This is a genomic window from Cobetia crustatorum, from assembly GCF_000591415.1.
Lineage (GTDB): Bacteria > Pseudomonadota > Gammaproteobacteria > Pseudomonadales > Halomonadaceae > Cobetia > Cobetia crustatorum.
This window is the reverse complement of record NZ_JEMF01000043.1, coordinates 1-17,749: the sequence shown is the minus strand read 5'-3', so window position 1 is coordinate 17,749 and position 17,749 is coordinate 1. Positions and strand designations below refer to the sequence as shown.

Sequence of the window (17,749 nt, the reverse complement as noted above, 5' to 3'; positions counted from 1 at the left end):
AGAAAATTATCATCTTGCAGCACTTCCCCTGTGTTGCAACGAACGATAAATCACAGGAGATAAGCATGTCTAAACTCATACTTTCCCTGGATGGAGGGGGTATTCGTGGCGCGGCCACCACGCAATTTCTGACGCATGTTGAAAAGGCCCTGCAGTCCACCTATCAAAAATCCTTGCGCGACTGCGTCGACTTCTACGCAGGCACCAGTACAGGCAGCCTGATTGCCTTGGCGCTAGCTACAACAGATATGGATATGCAGGCGATCAATCAACTGTATAGCTATGGTAATGCCAAGAAAATATTCATCAAGAACCGTGGCTTATTTGAGGTTGACGGTATCAATGCACCTAAATATGAAGCCAAAGGCAAGACCGTGACTCTCAAGAAATATCTCGGTAATGCCCGGATTAAAGATGTGCCGGAGGGCAAGCACATACTTGCGGTGACGTACGGCATCGAGAAGCGCAGACCTTACGTGATCAAATCAACCGAGGATGAGTTCCAGAACCTGCTGTCCTATCAGGTAGCAGATGCTTCAAGTGCCGCGCCCACCTACTTTCCTAACCAGGACATGAAGCTTCCTCCTGATAACGAACAAGGCTGGTTGATCGATGGCGGCGTCATTGCCAACAACCCCACCATGTGCGCCATAGCCGAGGCGTGCCGCCTGTGGCCGGAATCTCCTCGCCGCGTCTTGTCAGTCGGCACGGGGACGCGTACCCGCAAGATCAATGGCCCGGAATCTCAACAATGGGGCGCGCTGCAGTGGATGCTGAAAGGCTGCATCATCGATGTGCTCTCGGATGAGAAAGTGGTGGGCTATCAAGCCATCACTATCTCGCCGCAGGGCAGCTACATCCGCGTCAATGCTGAAATGCGCCCCAGCCAGGCTTTGATAAAGCGCCTGATGATGCAATGGATGATATTAGCCAGACGAACATCAAGCGCCTGAAAGGCATGGGAGACTTCTGGTTCAGTCGATATGGCGATGCTGTCATCGAGTTGCTGAACGACAACTATGACGGCCCCTCACTGGATAGAATCGACCCGAATAACGGCATGCCAGTGGAATATCATCTCGAGTGAGCTCGCCTTGGGATCACAAGACGCAAGCCAGCGCCTTTGCTACCCTAGCGCGCTGTTCTGTGTCGCGCGTCTTTCAGCGCAGTTCTTCTAGCGCAGTTCTGTAGCAGCGCTTTAGCTTTACTCTCCGTCGTTGCTTGCGCCCTTATCGTATCCGTTATCGAGATTACTCAATGTCATCATCCCTTGGCCCGCGTGCGCGCAGCCTGGCGTTTGCGCTCTCCTTGATCGGTAGCCTGTCAGCTTCCGCACTTATGTCCCCATTGCTCACGACGACAGCCATTGCCGCTGACGACAGCATGAATTTCGACCAGCCAGAAGCCTTTGCCACATTGAAGAAGGCGGTGGGCTATTTCGATGAAATGGAGACATTGCCGGAAGATACCTGGATCAGCCGTGACCAGAACTCCGCGCGCGCCGACATGGACGATATGATCAAAGAGGCGATGGAAGCACTCGACGTACCGCAGTTGACTCAACTGCGCAGCACCTATCGCAAGGTCGAGGACAAGATCAGCGAGACACGTCAGCAGATCTCGGAGCTGAAGGAGAAACGAATTCTTGCACCGGACACTGATGTCTCGACACTTACTCGCTTCACACCGACCGAGACGCTGCGCGAATTCACGGCCAGCACACGCGGAGACTATGATCTGCTGATTGAGGCTCACAAGAAGAATATCGTGGCCTATCAGGGCGAGCTGAAGACACTGGAAGGCACGCTGGCCGCGCGGCTGAAAGACATCGGCATTCAGCTGACACCAGACCAGGTGCAGGTGTGGTTGTCTTCTGTGGTCGGCGATGACGTACTGGAGATGAGTGTCGTATTCGCGAGCATCAAGTCAGTGGCACAGCAGCTGGCTGAGTTGACCCGCGATAGTGGCGAGAATCTGGAATACGCACGCCGCTATTACGGCATGGTTGTCATGTTGCATCGCATGATCGTGACCATGCAGGAAGACTTCATCACGCGTGTAAATGATGAGGTATTGCCAAAGTTGAAAGGCTTTGCCACAGAGGCTGAGGCCACGACCCGTGACGCCCGTTCACTCATCAAGCAAGGCGGTCAACGTGAGAGCCTGGAAAACAACATCCGCGCCAATGCCCTGACACTCAAGACCATCACTCTGTATCGCACCCTGGTCAGCGAGCAGCGTGATCGGGTCAAGCAGTCGCTGAGCCAGAGCCAACGTGAATTGGCAGTGGCGACCAACACCTACCGCACCGTCAAGCTGAGCGCGCATGTCGCCGACCTGATCCGTCAGGGCGTGAAGACGTTCGATACGCTGGCAGAGCTACAGGTGCCAGTCGCGATCAGCTTCCAGAACAGCGCGATGCGCGAGGAATTCCGCAAGTTGACTGAACGGATGCAGCAAGCGAAATAATATCGCTATACCTGCCTGTCACACTGCTCCTGCTTGTGACACGCACTGCTAGCCACCCTCGTTACAGCTCATTCGCCCTGCTTCTCCATGGCATTCGTGGAAGCGGGGCTGCTGCGCAACCGAACATCGCGCAGCTTCAGTACGGTATCAAGCGTGCGCCGCAGACGTGCTGCCTCACTGACCAGACTGTCACCCGCCAACATCCCCACGCCGAGCACCAATCCACAACGCGTGTCGCCAGGCCCGCATACCGGACTCAAGGGTCGCACGATCAGATGCTCCTTCATGAGCAACTGGGCGACTCGCTGATCATCGATACCCTCCTCCAGCTGTACACACAGGCTGATACCCCGTGTAGGGGGGGACACACTCACGACCCCCTTCACCTGACGCAACTGATCGTGCACCACCTGCTGACGCCCGAGATAATCACGCTGGATGCGCTGATACCAAGCATCGAGATCACCATCGGCGATGAATTGCGCCAACACGGCCTGGTCCAGCATTCGCCCTTCGCGGAAGACTTCACTGCGCAGACGATTCATCGGCCCGGCGAGTGCCTTGGGCACCACCAGATACCCCAGCCGCAAGCCGGGGAACATCAGCTTTGAAAATGAGCCGACCAGTAGCTGATTGTCGGATTCAGGGTCAAACAACAATGCCTGAAAGTCATCACCACTGAATTCGTAATCATCCTCGAGGATATAGGCCGGCTGGCACGCCTCACACAGCGCCAGCTTGTCCTCGCGTGAGGTCGGCACACTCAGCGGGTAGTGATGCGACCCGGTGAAGTACGCCATCTGGACCGGCGCCGTTGGCAAGCGTGTCAGCTCATGCCCCGCATCCGGTCGCCACGGAATCAGATGCGGTTGAAGGCCTGCCGCTAGAAAGACATTGCGCGCCCCCCAATAACAGGGCGACTCCATCACGACATGCTGCTCGGTATCGGCCAGCGCCAGCGCACACAGCTCGATGCCATGATGTGTGCCTTCAGTGATGATGATCTGCTGGGTATCACACTCGATATTGCGCCAGCGACGCAGAAAATCGCGTATCTCACGCTTCAGCGGACCGTAACCCCCACTGGAATACGAAAGTAGTAGCGCGTTATGCGGCACCGTGACACTGGCATACAGCTGCCGCCATTTGCGCATCGGAAAGCGCGCGATATCCGGGATACCCGGCACGAAGGCACCGCTCTGAATCAGACTGGCCCCCTGGCCACCCAGCACCTTGCGGGCACGTTCAGACAACGGCAAGGGGGTAGTCACAGCTGCCTGAGACATCAGGCGCTGTGGATGATGCGGCCGTCGTGTCCAGGTGCCCTGCCCATGACCAGTATGAAGATAACCTTCTGATATCAATGACTTGATCGCCATTGCCAGTGTGTTTCTCGCCACTCCCAGCGCACTGCACAGGCTGCGATGCGATGGCAATTTCGCCCCGATAGGCCAATCGTGACGAATCACCTCAAGCAAGGCCTGCTCAAGACGCACCTGTTTCCCCAATGCCAGTGACTGGCGCGTGTAACGCTCTATCAATGGGCTGATTGCCACCTGTTCCATGACACATGCTCCTGATCACGCCGTACCGCCATCCTACGACCAAGGATATAGGCAATATTGCATTATCCAAGCGAGGCCGGGATTGGTCTAGTCAAACGTGGAATTGGTCCATTCGCAGACATCAGATCCGCTGATAGCGTGTCATCCAGGCGCTGCAGATAGACCGTCTCCCCCGGACAGCATGTACGAGCACGACTCGTGCCCACTACAGTGCTCTATAACAACTTCCAAAAGCATTCGGATGAATATTCATGAGCAACACTTCTCCTCCCGCAGAACAGCTTGTCAGAGTCCTGGCCCGTGGTGATGTACTGGCACTGGCTTTCGGTGCCATGGTCGGCTGGGGCTGGATTGTCCTGACTGGCGGCATGATTCAGGACGCCGGCAGCATGGGCGCCATCATCGCCTTCATCATTGGCGGCCTGGCCGTGGTATTGATTGGATTGACCTACGCTGAACTGGCCGCAGCAATGCCGAAGGTCGGTGGCGAGCACGTCTACAGCTATCGTGCGATGGGCCATTTCTCATCCTTCATCTGCACCTGGACTATCATCCTCGGCTATCTGAGCGTGGTGTCGTTTGAAGCAGTGGCGCTGCCGACCGTCATCGAGAATCTGGCGCCCAACTACGCCATCGGCCACATGTGGACCATCGCGGGCTGGGACGTCAAGGCAACCTGGGTAGCCGTCGGTGTCGGCGGCTCACTGGCCATGATGGCCATCAACTATGTCGGCATCAGCACCGCAGCGCTGCTACAGAAGGTCGTCACCGGCGTCATCCTCATCGCGGGGGTGTTGTTCGTGACCGGTGCGCTGTTTGAAGGCGAGGTCGCCAACATGACGCCGCTGTTCACCCAGTCAGAAGGTGGCGTGACCGCCGGTATCATCGCCGTGCTGGTACTGGTGCCCTTCCTGTTCGTCGGCTTCGACGTCATCCCGCAGGCCGCTGAAGAGATCAACCTGCCGTATAACGCCATCGGTAAGGTGCTGATGATGTCGGTCGTGCTGGCCGTGGTCTGGTATGCGCTGATCATCCTCGCTACCAGCATGGCGCTGGATCACGATGCGCTGGTCGCCAGTTCACTGAGCGTGCCGGATGCCATGGGCTCGCTGTTCAATTCTCCGTGGGCCAGCAAGCTGATGATTCTCGCGGGTATCGCCGGCATCATCACCAGCTGGAATGCCTTCTATATCGGCGGCTCGCGTGCCATCTATGCACTCGCTCACGCCGGCATGCTGCCTGCTGCACTGGGCAAGCTGCACCCGAAACACAAGACCCCGACCAACGCCGTGCTGCTGATCGGTCTGCTGTCGTGCATCGCACCATTCTTCGGGCGCCCGGCACTGGTCTGGATCGTGGATGCCGGTGGCCTGGGCATCGTCATCGCCTATCTCTTCGTCGCGCTGTCCTTCGTGATTCTGCGCGTCCGTGAGCCGAACATGCCGCGTCCGTTCCGCGTCAAGAATGGCATGGTGTGTGGCGTACTCGCCGTCATCCTGTCTTTCGCGATGGCATGTCTGTATTTACCGGGCAGTCCGTCTGCCCTCACCGGCACCGAGTGGATGATCTTCGGTGGCTGGATGCTACTGGGCCTGGTGATGTATGCCATCGCGCTCAAGCAATATGGCCGCGACTACAGTGACCGCATCATGAAACCGGCCTTTGTCGACGAGTGAGTCTGTCCTGCTTGCTCACCCTGCACGTCCCTGCAAGACGCTGTCCCATGCTCAACGTCAGCGCTTGAACGCCAAGCACTCATAAAGCAAGAGGAACTTCACATGTCCCATATCCCACGCGAGATGACCGACTTCCTGAAACGCTATGTCGGTGAGGGTGTCTTCGTTCCCGCACTGATCGGTACCGAGCGACGCGAGACCGGCACCACCTTCGATGTCACCAACCCGGCCACGGGAGAGCTGTTGGCGCGCGTTGCTGAAGTCAGTGCCGACGATACGCGTGATGCCGTGGCTGCCGCTGATCTGGCCGGTCAGGCATGGAAGAAGGTCCCGGTCAAGGAACGCTCCGCGCTGCTGCGTCGCTGGTTTGATCTGGTACTGGAGCATCGTGAAGACCTCGCGCAACTGATGACGCTTGAGCAAGGCAAGCCGCTGGGCGAAGCCCGTGGCGAAGTGACCTACGGCGCCTCTTTCATCGAGTTCTTCGCGGAAGAAGCCAAGCGCATGGCCGGTGAGACACTGCCCTCCCACGGTGCTGACAAGCGTCTGATGGTGCTGCGCGAGCCGATCGGTGTTGTCGCGGCCATCACGCCGTGGAACTTCCCGCTGGCGATGATCACCGCAAGTGTGCACCGGCCATCGCGGCGGGCTGCTCAGTGGTCATCAAGCCGGCAGAAGCGACACCGCTGACCGCACTGGCACTGGCAGACCTCGCCCTGGAAGCTGGCTTGCCGGCAGGCCTGATCAGCGTTGTCACTGCCTTGAAGCCGATCGCCATCGGTGAAGTGCTGACGACGGACCCGCGCATCCGCAAGGTGTCCTTCACGGGTTCCACGCCGGTCGGCAAGATGCTGATGGCGCAGTGTGCCTCTACCGTCAAGAAGACGGCGATGGAACTGGGCGGCAACGCCCCGTTCATCGTCTTTGATGATGCCGATGTCGATGCTGCCGTCGAAGGCGCCCTTGTCTCCAAGTTCCGCAATGCCGGTCAAACCTGCGTGTGCACCAACCGCTTCCTCGTCCAGGACGGCGTGTATGACGCCTTCGTCGAGAAACTGGCCGCACGTGTCGCTGCCATGCAGGTCGGCGATGGCCTGGTCGACGGCAACACGATCGGTCCGCTGATCAATGATGCCGCCGTCATCAAGGTGCAAAGCCATATCGACGATGCGGTCGCCAAGGGCGCGCGTCTGGTCTGTGGTGGCAAGCAGCACGCACTGGGTCACAGCTTCTTCGAGCCAACCGTACTGGCCGATGTCACCACTGACATGCTCGTCGCGGATGAAGAAACGTTCGGCCCGCTGGCGCCGATCTTCCGCTTCAGCAAGGACGAAGAGGCCATCGCGATGGCCAATGACACGCCCTTCGGTCTGGCGGCGTACTTCTACGCCAACGACTACCGTCGTATCTGGCACACGCTGGAAGCGCTGGAATACGGCATGGTCGGCGTCAATGAAGGTCTTATCTCGACTGAGCTGGCGCCCTTTGGCGGCATCAAGGAATCCGGACTGGGTCGCGAAGGCTCGCACCATGGCCTGGAAGAGTTCACCGAGCTGAAGTACGTCTGCATCGGCGGCCTGTAAGACGGCCTGTTCTCGAGTGGTAGACGTCACGAGACATTCCCCGCACGCCAGGGCGTGCGGGCCCAAGACAACGAAAAGGCAGGCAGTGATCCTGCCCGAAGACTTTCAGGAGAATGACATGAGCACCGATACCACCAACGGCCTGAGCAACGCACAGCTCGACGTCCTCAAGCACAAGTACGTCGCCAAGGGTGCCGTGACTGCCACACCACAGTTCGCCGATACCGCGCTTAACGCTGAAATCTGGGATGCCGACGGCACGCGCTGGATCGACTTCGCCGGCGGCATCGGCGTACTGAACCTGGGTCACCGTCACCCGAAGATCGTCGCCGCCGTCAAGGCACAGCTCGACAAGGTCATGCACACCGCAGCCGGTGTCATCTCCTACGCGCCGTACGTGCTGCTGAGCCAGAAGCTGGCCGAACTGACGCCGGTACGTGGCCCGGAGCGCAAGACACTGCTGGTCAACTCCGGCGCGGAAGCGGTCGAGAACGCCATCAAGATCGCACGTGCCGCCACTGGCCGTAGTGGTGTCATCACCTTCGACGGCGCCTTCCACGGCCGTACCATGATGACGCTGGCGATGACAGGCAAGGTGCTGCCGTACAAGAATGACTTCGGCCCGATGCCGGGCGACATCTTCCGTGCGCCCTACCCGAATCCGATTCACGGCATCAGCGAAGAAGCGTCTCTGAACGCCATTCGCACCCTGTTCAAGACTGACATCGCACCGCATCGCACTGCCGCCATCGTCATCGAGCCGGTGCAGGGTGAAGGCGGCTTCTACATCGCCTCTCCCAGCTTCCTCACCGCGCTGCGTGAGCTGTGTGACGAGCACGGTATCCTGCTGATCGCCGATGAAGTGCAGTCCGGCTTCGCGCGTACCGGCAAGCTGTTCGCGATGGAGCACAGCGGCGTCGAAGCCGACATCATGACCATGGCCAAGAGTCTGGCCAACGGCATGCCGCTGTCCGCTGTCGTCGGTACTGCCGCGCTGATGGATTCCTCTGGCCCGGGATCACTGGGCGGCACCTACAGTGGTAACCCGCTGTCCTGCGCCGCGGCGCTGGCCGTCATCGACGTCATCCGTGAAGAGAACATCCTCGAGCGCAGCACTCAGATGGGCGAGCTACTGGCGGCGCGTTTCGCCAGCTGGCAAGCGCGTTTCACACACGTCGATCACTCGCGCAATCTGGGTTCCATGGCAGCGTTCGAACTGGTCGATGCCGATGGCAAGCCGGATCCGGCGGCCACTGTTGCCGTATGCGCCAAGGCCAAGGAACTGGGCCTGATTCTGCTGTCGTGTGGCTTCTACTCCAACACCATCCGCGTGCTGGTGCCGCTGACCGTCGAGCCAGAAGTGCTCGAGGAAGGCCTCACTATCATCGAGAAAGCGCTGGAAAGCCTCGCCTGATCGATTGCCTGTCGCAAGGCAATAATCGCACAAGACAATCGCGTCAGGACAACGGTCACCTTCGGGTGGCCGTTGTGCGTTTCCAGCGCCACTCGCTGCACTGGACGGAAATCCTGGGCCGAGAAATGAATCGCAAGCTCATTACCCATCTAACCATATAGCCAATCAACCCAAGCAGCCTTTTGTGGCAACTAATTGATTACATTATGATATTCGCTGAATTTCTGCGTATTCCCGACCGATTCCCGCCATGCCACACGCCGTCGTGAACGACGGCTGCCTGAGAGAGGCCTTTCTCATCGGCAGTACCTCGAGTGACCCCTACCATGACTGACAGCAACGCCCACGACTTCAAACGCAGCATGCAGCAGCGCCACCTGGTGATGTTGTCATTGGGCGGTGTCATCGGCACCGGCCTGTTTCTCAGCTCCGGCTACACCATTCAGCAGGCAGGGCCGGCGGGCGCCGTGCTCGCCTACCTGATCGGCGGCTTAGTGGTCTACCTAGTGATGATGTGCCTCGGTGAACTGGCCGTACATCATCCGGAACCCGGCGCCTTCAGCGCCCATGCCACCCGCTATCTCGGTCCTGCCACCGGCTATACCGTCGCCTGGCTCTACTGGCTGACCTGGGCCGTGGCACTCGGCTCGGAATTCACCGCCTCCGCTGTCTTCATGGGCCGCTGGTTCCCCGGCGTCGAGCCGTGGATCTGGTGCGGCATCTTCTCGCTGATCGTGTTCGGCATGAACATCATCTCGGCGCGCTTCTTTGCTGAATCCGAATTCTGGCTATCGTTGATCAAGGTCGCTGCGGTGATCATCTTCATCGCCGTCGGGGCCGCGGCCATGTTCGGTTTCGCTCCACTTTCGGGCAATACCGAGGCGCCGGGTATCACACGCATCCTGCAGGAGGGGGTGTTCGATCACGGCGTGATGCCGATCCTGATGACACTGCTGGCCGTCAGCTTCGCCTTCTCCGGCACCGAGCTGATCGGCATCGCCGCCGGCGAAAGCGAGAATCCCGAGAAGAACGTGCCGCTCGCGATTCGCGCGACCCTGTGGCGCCTGATCATCTTCTTCATCGGCACCATCATCGTCATCGCCGCCCTGTTGCCGCAGGACAGCGCTGGCCTCAAGGAAAGCCCGTTTGTGGCGGTCTTCCAGCTCACCGGCATTCCCTATGCGGCCGATATCATGAATTTCGTGATCATCACCGCGCTGCTGTCGGCGGCCAATTCCGGCCTCTATGCCGCCTCGCGCATGCTATGGACCCTGGCCGACCAGAAGACGCTGCCCAAGGCATTCAGTCGCGTCAATCAGCGCGGCATTCCGGTACCGGCGATTCTGGTCACCATGCTGGGCGGTCTGTTGTCGCTGTTGTCGAGTGTCTACGCTGAGGACTCACTGTATCTGGCACTGGTGTCGATTTCCGGCCTCGCCGTAGTGCTGGTGTGGATGGCAATCGCTGCCAGTCAGTTCAGCTTCCGCCGCCAGTGGCTCAAGGCCGGGCGCAGTGCCAACGAGTTGACCTATCGCACTCCGCTGTATCCCATCGTGCCCATCGCTGCCTTCCTGTTCTGTGCGCTGGCCTGCATCGGTATCGCCTTTGATCCCAACCAGCGCATTGCGCTCTACTTCGGCGTGCCCTTCGTGGCGCTGTGCTATCTGGTGCATTATCTGACACGCCGCGCTTCCGCAAACGACGCTTATGTAAACGACTCACTCTCGACTCAGCAGGAGGCCATCGATGCCCGCTAATGCCACCCTCAATCCGCTGAGCGCGATCACCGCTCACCAGCCATTCATGATCGTCGATGGCGCACTGGCCACTGAGCTTGAGCGTGCCGGCTTCGACCTCAATGACTCGCTGTGGTCGGCCAAGATCCTCGCCGATGACCCGCAGTCGATCGTCGATGTGCACCGCGCCTACTTTGATGCCGGTGCCGATGTCGCCACCACCGCCAGCTATCAGGCCACGCTCGAGGGCCTGATGGCGCGCAGCTTGAGCGAAACCCAGGCATCCGCATTGATTCAGCGCTCCATCACGCTGGCCGCGCAGGCGCGCAGTGAATATCTCGCCGCGAATCCTGAACGTCTGGACTGCCCGCCGCTGATCGCGGCCTCCGTCGGCCCCTATGGCGCCTATCTCGCTGATGGCAGCGAGTACCGTGGCGGCTACGCGCTTGACCGCGCCGGCCTGCGCGACTTCCACCGTGCCCGTCTTGCCACGCTGCTCGAGGCCAAGCCGGACATACTCGCCATCGAGACATTGCCGTGTGTCGACGAAGCGCTGGCCCTGTGTGACTTGCTGCGTGACGAGTTTCCCACTGCACGCGCCTGGATCGCCTTCAGTGCCCGCAACGCCACCGAGCTGAGCGACGGCACGCTGATTCGAGACGCCGTGCGCGCCATCGCCGACTGCGAGCAGGTCCTCGCCATCGGCGTCAATTGCACAGCGCTTGAGCACATCGAATCACTGGTCAGCGAGATTCGTAGCGAGACAGGCAAGGACATTGTCATCTATCCGAATTCGGGCGAGGTCTATGACCCAGTCACCAAGACCTGGTCGACCGCTTGCGGTGCCTCAGTGCATCCTGATGGCCACGACCACGATCTCGCCGGCTGGACACCGCGCTGGCTGGCCGCAGGCGCCACGGCCATCGGCGGCTGCTGCCGTACCGGGCCGGACGATATCCGCGCACTGACGGACCTGCGCAAGGCGCTGAGTTGAATCAATTTGAGTTGTGCGCTAGCCAAACGCCCCGTCTGATCTCTTTAAACGCCCTGCCTGGAGAGTACAGGCGAAAGTGTTTTTTGGTGGCGTCCACGAGGCAAAATCTCTAGGATGGCCTGATAGGCGTGAGCGATTGCTCAAATTCAATTTTCCGCGATTCTCAAATGGTTGAATGATCTTTACGAGAGTTGAGTGTCGCGAGAGAGGTCAGCAGGAGAGTCCCAATGTCACAGCTCGATATCCAGGTCGCCTACGATGTGGTCTGCCCGTGGTGCTGGATAGGCAAACGCCATCTGGACGAGGCCATCGCACAACTCGATTTCAAGGATGAGGTGCGCGTCAGCTATCTGCCTTCCAGCTCAATCCGTGGGTGCCACGTGAAGGCATGGCGCGGGCCGACTATCGCGCGCAGAAGTTCGGCAGTGTCGAGCGTGGCGAAGAGTTGGATGCCCAGGTCGCGCAAAGCGGCGCGCAGAGTGGCGTCACCTTCCGTCACTCACTGATGCAGCGCACCCCCAATTCCACCGATGCCCAGCGTATCGTCTGGCGTCAGCAGTCGGCAGGTCTGCCGGAACGTCCGCTGCTGGAAGCGCTATTTGTCGCCTACTTCCACGATGGCAAGGACGTGGGAGATAAGCAGGTACTGGCCGAGATCGCCAGCCAGCACGATGACAGCGTAAGCGTCGAGCAGGTACTCGCCTTCCTGCAATCGTCCGAAGGTGAGCAGGACGTCGCTGCCCAGCAGGAAGCGCTGCGCGAAGCCGGTATCCAGTCCGTGCCCAGCACCATCGTCGGCAAGTTCTATGTCCCCGGTGCACAGCCGGCGGAAGTGCTGGTGCAGATGCTGACCGAGGCACGTCAGCAGCAGGCGGAGTGACCCGCGACACTGTGTAGACAGGTAGCCTGAAACGACACGCCCTTCGCAAGGATGGCGTGTCGTTTTGCGTTCAGGCATAAAGGGATGGCATATAGAGAGGCAAGCCACGACACCCATACGGTGACGATGCGACAGCGACAATACGACAAAAACGACGACAAGGATTTCTGCATGCCGCGCCCCATCATTCTCGATTGCGATCCCGGTCACGACGATGCCATCTCGCTGATTCTGGCCCTCAGCGCAGCTGAACTTGAGGTGCTGGCGGTTACTACCAGCGCCGGTAATCAGACGCCGGACAAGACGCTCAACAACGCGCTGCGGGTACTCACCCTGTTGGGGCGGCACGATATTCCGGTGGCGGGGGGCGCACCCAAGCCGCTGGCCCGAGAACTGATCATCGCGAACAACGTGCATGGCGAAAGTGGCCTGGATGGCCCCGAGTTGCCTGACCCCGCCTTCGCCCCCGTCACGCAGACGGCTATCGAGCTGATGGCCGAGAAGGTGCGCGCGAGTGAGCGGGCCGTCACCCTGGTGCCCACCGGCCCGCTGACCAATATCGCGCTGTTTCTTGCCGCTCACCCGGAGCTGCACCACAAGATCGACAGCATCGTGTTGATGGGCGGTGCGGCGGGTATCGGCAACTGGACACCCGCCGCCGAATTCAACATCTTCGTCGACCCTGAAGCCGCTGACATGGTGTTCAAGTCTGGCCTGCCGATCGTGATGTGCGGCCTGGATGTCACGCATCAAGCGCAGATCATGGACGAGGATATCGAGCGCTTCCGCGCCATCGACAACCCTGCCGCACAATGCGTCGCGGAGCTGCTCGACTTCTTCATGATCTACCACCGCGACCCGAAATGGGGCTTCAGCGGTGCCCCGCTGCATGACCCGTGTACCATCGCCTGGCTGCTCAAGCCTGAGCTATTCACTGCCATCGATTGTTGGGTCGGGATCGAGACGCAAGGCGAATACACCCAAGGCATGACGGTGGTGGATCGCTACCAGCTTACCGGCAAGCCGCACAACGCCAAGGTGCTGTTCGATATTGATCGAGAGGGGTTTGTGGCCTTCATCGTCAAGCAGTTGAAAGAGTATTCAAAAGCCAACTAGCGTCATGAAGCGCGCCGCTTCAGACTTAGCGTCAATAGATTCAGCGCCAATGGATCCAGCGCCAATCAACACGTGAGGCATTGCCATGCAAAACGCCCAAGGCCACGATCATGACGACGCGTTCGATTACGACTATATCGTCGTAGGTTCCGGGTTTGGCGGTTCAGTCTGTGCGCATCGCCTCACTGAGAAAGGCTATGACGTTGGCATCATGGAACAGGGCAAGCGCTGGACACCTGACAACATGCCAAGCTCCAACTGGCGTGTGAGCCGCTGGCTGTGGCGGCCGATGCTGGGCCTGCGCGGCTTTTTCACCATGAGCTTCTTCCGTCACGTCATCGTGCTGCATGGCAACGCGGTGGGCGGCGGCTCCATCACCTATGCGCAGACACTGCTGGTGCCGCCTGCCAAGATCTGGGACAACGGTCAGTGGGCGGGGCTCAACGATTGGCATGCGGTGATGCCAAGGCACTACGCCACGGCGAAGAAGATGCTTGGCGTCACCACCAATCAGATCATCGCGCCTGCGGATCTCGGCCTGAAACGCATGGCGGCGGTCGCCGGCTGCGAAGACACCTGGTACCCCACCGAGGTCGGGATCTTCTTCGGCCCCGAGGGCGAAAGCGGCACACCGGCCGCCGGTAGCGCGCATCCAGACCCCTACTTCGCTGGTGAAGGGCCTGAACGAAAAAGCTGCATCGGCTGTGGCGGCTGCATGATGGGTTGTCAGCACAACGCCAAGAACTCACTGGACAAGAACTACCTGTATCTGGCCGAGAAGCACGGCGCCAAGGTGCATGCTGAAACCAAGGTGATTGATGTCGTGCCGCTCAATGGCAAGGCAGATGGAGAAGACGGTTATGTGGTGACGACGGTGCCTTCCACCTTTGCCGGGCTGACTCTTGGCAGAGGCAAGCGCACGTTCACCTGCCACTCCATCGTCTTCGCAGGCTCGTCGCTCGGCACCCAGGAGTTGCTGTTCACGCTAAAGGACAGGGGCTCATTGCCGAACCTCTCGGATGCGCTGGGCAAGCGGGTGCGCACCAATGCGGAGTCTCTGATCAGCTGTCGTATCCCGGATAGCGAGGCCGACATGTCGAAAGGCATCGCCATCGGCTCAGGCATTCATATTGATGAATACACGCACATTGAAGCCACCCGCTACCCTGCCGGCTCTGACTTCATGGGATTGCTGTTTACCGCGATGGCCAAGGGCAAGCCCGGCTGGACACGCCCCTTCTCATGGCTGAGCGCGATGGCAAGACTCTTCGTCGCCAACCCGCTGCGCACGGTGAAATTCCAGCTGCCGTGGAGATTCGCAAAAGAAACGATCATCTTCCTGTGCATGCAGACGGCAGATGGCCACCTCGACATGAAGCTGAAGCGGCTATGGTATTGGCCATTCCGCAAGGCGCTGGTGACTGAGGGCAAGCGCATTGCCACCTTCATTCCTGAAGCGAATGATTTCGTGACCCGTGGTGCCAAGGCCATCGGCGCTATCCCCGGCAGCAGCTTCACCGAAATACTGTTCAATATCCCGACGACAGCGCACTGCATGGGCGGCGCGGCCATGGCGGCCTCCCCCGATGAAGGCGTCTGCGATGGCCAAAACCGCGTCTTCCACTACCAGAACATGCTGATCTGCGACAGCTCAATGCTCGCCGCCAACCTCGGCGTCAACCCGAGCTTGACGATCACCGCGCTGACGGAACATGCCATGAGCCATATCCCGCGCAAGGATTGATCTGCAGGATGCGTGGTGTCGAATGTGCTGATGCGGGAAGTGCTGGTGTAGAAAGTGCTGGTGTAGAGAGAAAGCGACGGCTGGTATCATTGCCCGCCAGCGTCCTCAAGCTGGGTGCGTACAACGCGCGGGATCGATCAACACGGGAGCACAGCAATGAAACGGGTGTCACTCTTCACTATGGCCAACTGCCCACACTGCAAGACAGCCAAGCAGTATCTGGAGCAGCAGAAGATCGGCTTCCGAATGGTGGATGTCAAATCACCAGCAGGACAGAAAGAGTTTGCCAAGACAGGCTTTCGCAGCGTGCCTATCTTGAAGATTGGCGATCAATTCTTGAAGGGTTTCAGCGTCAAAGGGTTTAATCAGTTGTATAAGGATTGAGGGCGTAATTCTCAGAGGGTACAGCATCTAATTGTTTTGCAATGCTACTACGATCACACATTATACTGAAAGCGCGACCATGTCGATAGACCGCGCAATTAAGACATAAATAAAAAGGCCACACTATAGACAAGAAGTAAGCTTTTACGCCATATAAATTAAAGATTGTTGCTAATTCAACTCAGATTAACCACGGAAGATTGTCCCAAATAGTTGATGTATTTCGCTCGATGCATGTTGATAGTAACGATCACAGTATAGCTTATACAAAGATTTATGTGCGATTACTGTATCAAGACCTGACTTACTAGCTATCGCTAAAACGATATAGTTTAGTCTATCTTTTGCACGAGCCCGAGGGTTATTTTTAGTCAGAATAGTATATTGGTCTTCTTTTGTAATTCTATCTATGTGGATAGTAGTACCTGCGAACAAAGACTTCACACTTTCAATCATTTCTGGTTGATCTTGCTCTAACATATTAACTAATCCTTGTTCTGGCGTGCAAGGCAAATACCTTGTATTACTAGCCAGGCTATTAAACAAAGCAGTCAACTTTACATCATTATTTCTGAGAGCAGCAGGTAGAGACTCATCTTTTACGTCTTTATCAAGAAATGCATATTGCTTAACATGCGGTGGAAAGATTTGAGATGATCTACCAAGCATTTCTAGCACCTGCACGAACCCACCAATTGGTACTACTTTGTAAAGAGGCAAAAAAACATCACTACTATCTTTAAGAGAATAGTAATAGCCTAGCATCTGCTCAAGTAGCATTTTTGCCTGTGAATCCTCAACAAAGAATATATAATCAACACTTTGCTCATCATCAAAAGCTATTTCCCCTAAAACTCGTGCCGGATATACGTCATGAATACTCTTAAAATGCCCTGGCGCTGCAGCATCTAAATAAATAATACTCTTTCTATCTATAGCCTTTACTAAAGTGGCTGAATGTGTTGAGAATAAAACTGTAAGATTTTTTTCTTCAGAAATTTCCTGTACTTTTTCTAACAATCTAACCTGTGCTTGTGGATGTAATGCCATTTCGACTTCATCAATCAGCATTAAGCTATTTTTTACAACATCCGACATCTTACAAGCAAGTCTAAGAACACATAACTCCCCCAAGCTAAAGTTCTTTTCCGAATAATAATATGTAGTATTGGATTTTTTATAGGGTAACAAGTAAGCTCGGTTACCAGTCCCACGCTGGGTATTCACATACTTTAAATCAAGCCACTTACGATCGTTCAACACATAGCGCATAAAGGATTTAATAGAGTCATCAACAGGGCGCCCTTTTTTATTTTTTATTTCATTAGGGTATGGCTCTACTCTGCTTGCATTAACCTCAACAAACTTCACGGAAGGGTATGGAAATTCCAAAAGGAGTTTTGATTCTTTGTTAGGAGTTGCACGCCATCTCATCCCACCATATCTGTAAGCCACTTCCTTGCCATTAATCTCATATATAACTTCAGCGTTATCATAGGAATCCAAGCGCTCTTCAAAAACGTTTGTTTTGTAGTACTTCTGAAATGCATAACTAGAGCCGATCCTATATAGAGCAGCTAGCAAGCTTGTTTTACCGACACCGTTAAGCCCTGTCAACAAATAAACCCCAGCTTGGGGCAATGTAAATTCCAAACAGTTAATTTTCTTTATATTTTTTAAAGTAATCTTCATTGCAACTTGTCACCCCTAATAACTTATTCGACCGATTGATTACAAAACAAGTGCATCATGATACGTGGGCACATAACCTGTATATTCACAACTCAAATACTACGAGAAAATCAAAAGCCACTTAGAAGCATATCCAAAAAACACATATATATTAGGAATGCAACCGCTCAATATTCGCCACAAGATCGGTAAACCTCTTCCCTTGAATATGCACGTGATCCTTCAGTGCCTGCTCGGCAGCAGCGGCGTCGCCGGCTTCGATGGCGGCGACGATGGCTTCATGTTCGGTGTAGGAGCTGTGCATGCGGTGGCGGACGTGAAGTTGCAGCCGACGGTAAGGCTTGAGGATGGCGTGCAATACGCATGATTGCTTTCAAGAAAGCACTAGATCAGCCTCGCTGCAATTATTCATTAGAATAATGAGATCAAGCCCCTCAGCTGACTATTTGAATGTCATAATGATCATCATGTCTAGCTGTCGGGTCCCGTCTGATTA

Annotated in this window: 13 protein-coding genes and 2 pseudogenes; 12 read left to right on the top strand and 3 right to left on the bottom strand. The window is 56.9% G+C overall.

Features of this window, described 5'->3' with window-relative positions; all coding sequences use genetic code 11:
• Window positions 1–65: 65 nt before the first annotated feature.
• The 3 genes from BF12_RS19615 to BF12_RS0110305 all read left to right on the top strand — a co-directional run bounded on the left by BF12_RS19615 (window position 66) and on the right by BF12_RS0110305 (window position 2,469).
• The gene (locus tag BF12_RS19615; RefSeq protein ID WP_211242428.1) at window positions 66–953 is read left to right on the top strand and encodes a patatin-like phospholipase family protein; all 888 of its coding nucleotides are present in this window, start codon (window positions 66–68) and stop codon (window positions 951–953) included.
• Window positions 917–1,087, top strand: coding sequence for a hypothetical protein (locus tag BF12_RS22370; RefSeq protein ID WP_211242427.1), 171 nt, complete (start codon window positions 917–919; stop codon window positions 1,085–1,087). The genes BF12_RS19615 and BF12_RS22370 overlap by 37 nt, the downstream gene beginning before the upstream one ends.
• A 170-nt stretch (window positions 1,088–1,257) precedes the next feature.
• Complete coding sequence (locus BF12_RS0110305) at window positions 1,258–2,469, top strand: hypothetical protein (protein WP_024952206.1); 1,212 nt, start codon at window positions 1,258–1,260, stop codon at window positions 2,467–2,469.
• A gap of 68 nt (window positions 2,470–2,537) precedes the next feature.
• On the opposite strand, the gene BF12_RS0110300 is transcribed toward BF12_RS0110305, so the two are convergent.
• Window positions 2,538–4,034, bottom strand: a complete 1,497-nt coding sequence (locus BF12_RS0110300) for an aminotransferase-like domain-containing protein (protein WP_024952205.1) — start codon at window positions 4,032–4,034, stop codon at window positions 2,538–2,540.
• Between the two features lie 251 nt (window positions 4,035–4,285).
• Between BF12_RS0110300 and BF12_RS0110295 the strand changes: the two genes are divergently transcribed.
• From BF12_RS0110295 to BF12_RS0110255, 9 genes and pseudogenes are all read left to right on the top strand, one after another.
• Complete coding sequence (locus BF12_RS0110295; RefSeq protein ID WP_024952204.1) at window positions 4,286–5,710, top strand: APC family permease; 1,425 nt, start codon at window positions 4,286–4,288, stop codon at window positions 5,708–5,710.
• Window positions 5,711–5,833: 123 nt separating this feature from the next.
• A pseudogene (locus BF12_RS19610) lies at window positions 5,834–7,293 on the top strand (NAD-dependent succinate-semialdehyde dehydrogenase).
• Between the two features lie 118 nt (window positions 7,294–7,411).
• Window positions 7,412–8,707 (top strand): 4-aminobutyrate--2-oxoglutarate transaminase, encoded by a 1,296-nt coding sequence (gene gabT / locus BF12_RS0110285; protein ID WP_422615173.1) that lies wholly within the window; start codon window positions 7,412–7,414, stop codon window positions 8,705–8,707.
• A 326-nt stretch (window positions 8,708–9,033) separates the two neighbouring features.
• Window positions 9,034–10,464 (top strand): amino acid permease, encoded by a 1,431-nt coding sequence (locus tag BF12_RS0110280; protein WP_024952202.1) that lies wholly within the window; start codon window positions 9,034–9,036, stop codon window positions 10,462–10,464.
• Window positions 10,454–11,437 carry a homocysteine S-methyltransferase gene (gene mmuM / locus BF12_RS0110275; RefSeq protein ID WP_024952201.1) on the top strand — a complete coding sequence of 328 codons (984 nt, stop codon included), beginning with the start codon at window positions 10,454–10,456 and terminating at the stop codon, window positions 11,435–11,437. The genes BF12_RS0110280 and mmuM overlap by 11 nt, the downstream gene beginning before the upstream one ends.
• A gap of 227 nt (window positions 11,438–11,664) precedes the next feature.
• Window positions 11,665–12,317 (top strand): annotated as a pseudogene (locus BF12_RS19605) (DsbA family oxidoreductase).
• Window positions 12,318–12,488: 171 nt separating this feature from the next.
• A complete protein-coding gene (rihA, locus tag BF12_RS0110265; RefSeq protein WP_024952200.1) occupies window positions 12,489–13,433 on the top strand; it encodes a pyrimidine-specific ribonucleoside hydrolase RihA in 945 nt (314 codons plus the stop codon).
• A gap of 85 nt (window positions 13,434–13,518) precedes the next feature.
• A complete protein-coding gene (gene choxAB, locus BF12_RS19600) occupies window positions 13,519–15,177 on the top strand; it encodes a cholesterol oxidase (RefSeq protein ID WP_051510920.1) in 1,659 nt (552 codons plus the stop codon).
• Window positions 15,178–15,333: 156 nt separating this feature from the next.
• Complete coding sequence (locus BF12_RS0110255; RefSeq protein ID WP_024952199.1) at window positions 15,334–15,561, top strand: glutaredoxin family protein; 228 nt, start codon at window positions 15,334–15,336, stop codon at window positions 15,559–15,561.
• 186 nt (window positions 15,562–15,747) lie between these two features.
• Here BF12_RS0110255 and BF12_RS0110250 read toward each other — a convergent pair whose 3' ends face one another.
• Both BF12_RS0110250 and BF12_RS21685 read right to left on the bottom strand, forming a co-directional pair.
• Entirely contained in the window at window positions 15,748–17,253 is a 1,506-nt protein-coding gene (locus BF12_RS0110250) for an AAA family ATPase (protein ID WP_024952198.1), read from the bottom strand.
• Between the two features lie 151 nt (window positions 17,254–17,404).
• Entirely contained in the window at window positions 17,405–17,611 is a 207-nt protein-coding gene (locus BF12_RS21685) for an FCD domain-containing protein (protein WP_084488072.1), read from the bottom strand.
• Window positions 17,612–17,749: the final 138 nt, after the last annotated feature.

What these genes read in the sequence shown, in the direction of transcription:
- BF12_RS19615 (WP_211242428.1), top strand. Translation starts at nt 66, where the DNA reads ATGTCTAAACTCATACTTTCCCTGGATGGAGGGGGTATTCGTGGCGCG.
- BF12_RS22370 (WP_211242427.1), top strand. Translation starts at nt 917, where the DNA reads ATGGATGATATTAGCCAGACGAACATCAAGCGCCTGAAAGGCATGGGA.
- BF12_RS0110305 (WP_024952206.1), top strand. Translation starts at nt 1,258, where the DNA reads ATGTCATCATCCCTTGGCCCGCGTGCGCGCAGCCTGGCGTTTGCGCTC.
- BF12_RS0110300 (WP_024952205.1), bottom strand. Translation starts at nt 4,034, where the DNA reads ATGGAACAGGTGGCAATCAGCCCATTGATAGAGCGTTACACGCGCCAG.
- BF12_RS0110295 (WP_024952204.1), top strand. Translation starts at nt 4,286, where the DNA reads ATGAGCAACACTTCTCCTCCCGCAGAACAGCTTGTCAGAGTCCTGGCC.
- gabT (WP_422615173.1), top strand. Translation starts at nt 7,412, where the DNA reads ATGAGCACCGATACCACCAACGGCCTGAGCAACGCACAGCTCGACGTC.
- BF12_RS0110280 (WP_024952202.1), top strand. Translation starts at nt 9,034, where the DNA reads ATGACTGACAGCAACGCCCACGACTTCAAACGCAGCATGCAGCAGCGC.
- mmuM (WP_024952201.1), top strand. Translation starts at nt 10,454, where the DNA reads ATGCCCGCTAATGCCACCCTCAATCCGCTGAGCGCGATCACCGCTCAC.
- rihA (WP_024952200.1), top strand. Translation starts at nt 12,489, where the DNA reads ATGCCGCGCCCCATCATTCTCGATTGCGATCCCGGTCACGACGATGCC.
- choxAB (WP_051510920.1), top strand. Translation starts at nt 13,519, where the DNA reads ATGCAAAACGCCCAAGGCCACGATCATGACGACGCGTTCGATTACGAC.
- BF12_RS0110255 (WP_024952199.1), top strand. Translation starts at nt 15,334, where the DNA reads ATGAAACGGGTGTCACTCTTCACTATGGCCAACTGCCCACACTGCAAG.
- BF12_RS0110250 (WP_024952198.1), bottom strand. Translation starts at nt 17,253, where the DNA reads ATGAAGATTACTTTAAAAAATATAAAGAAAATTAACTGTTTGGAATTT.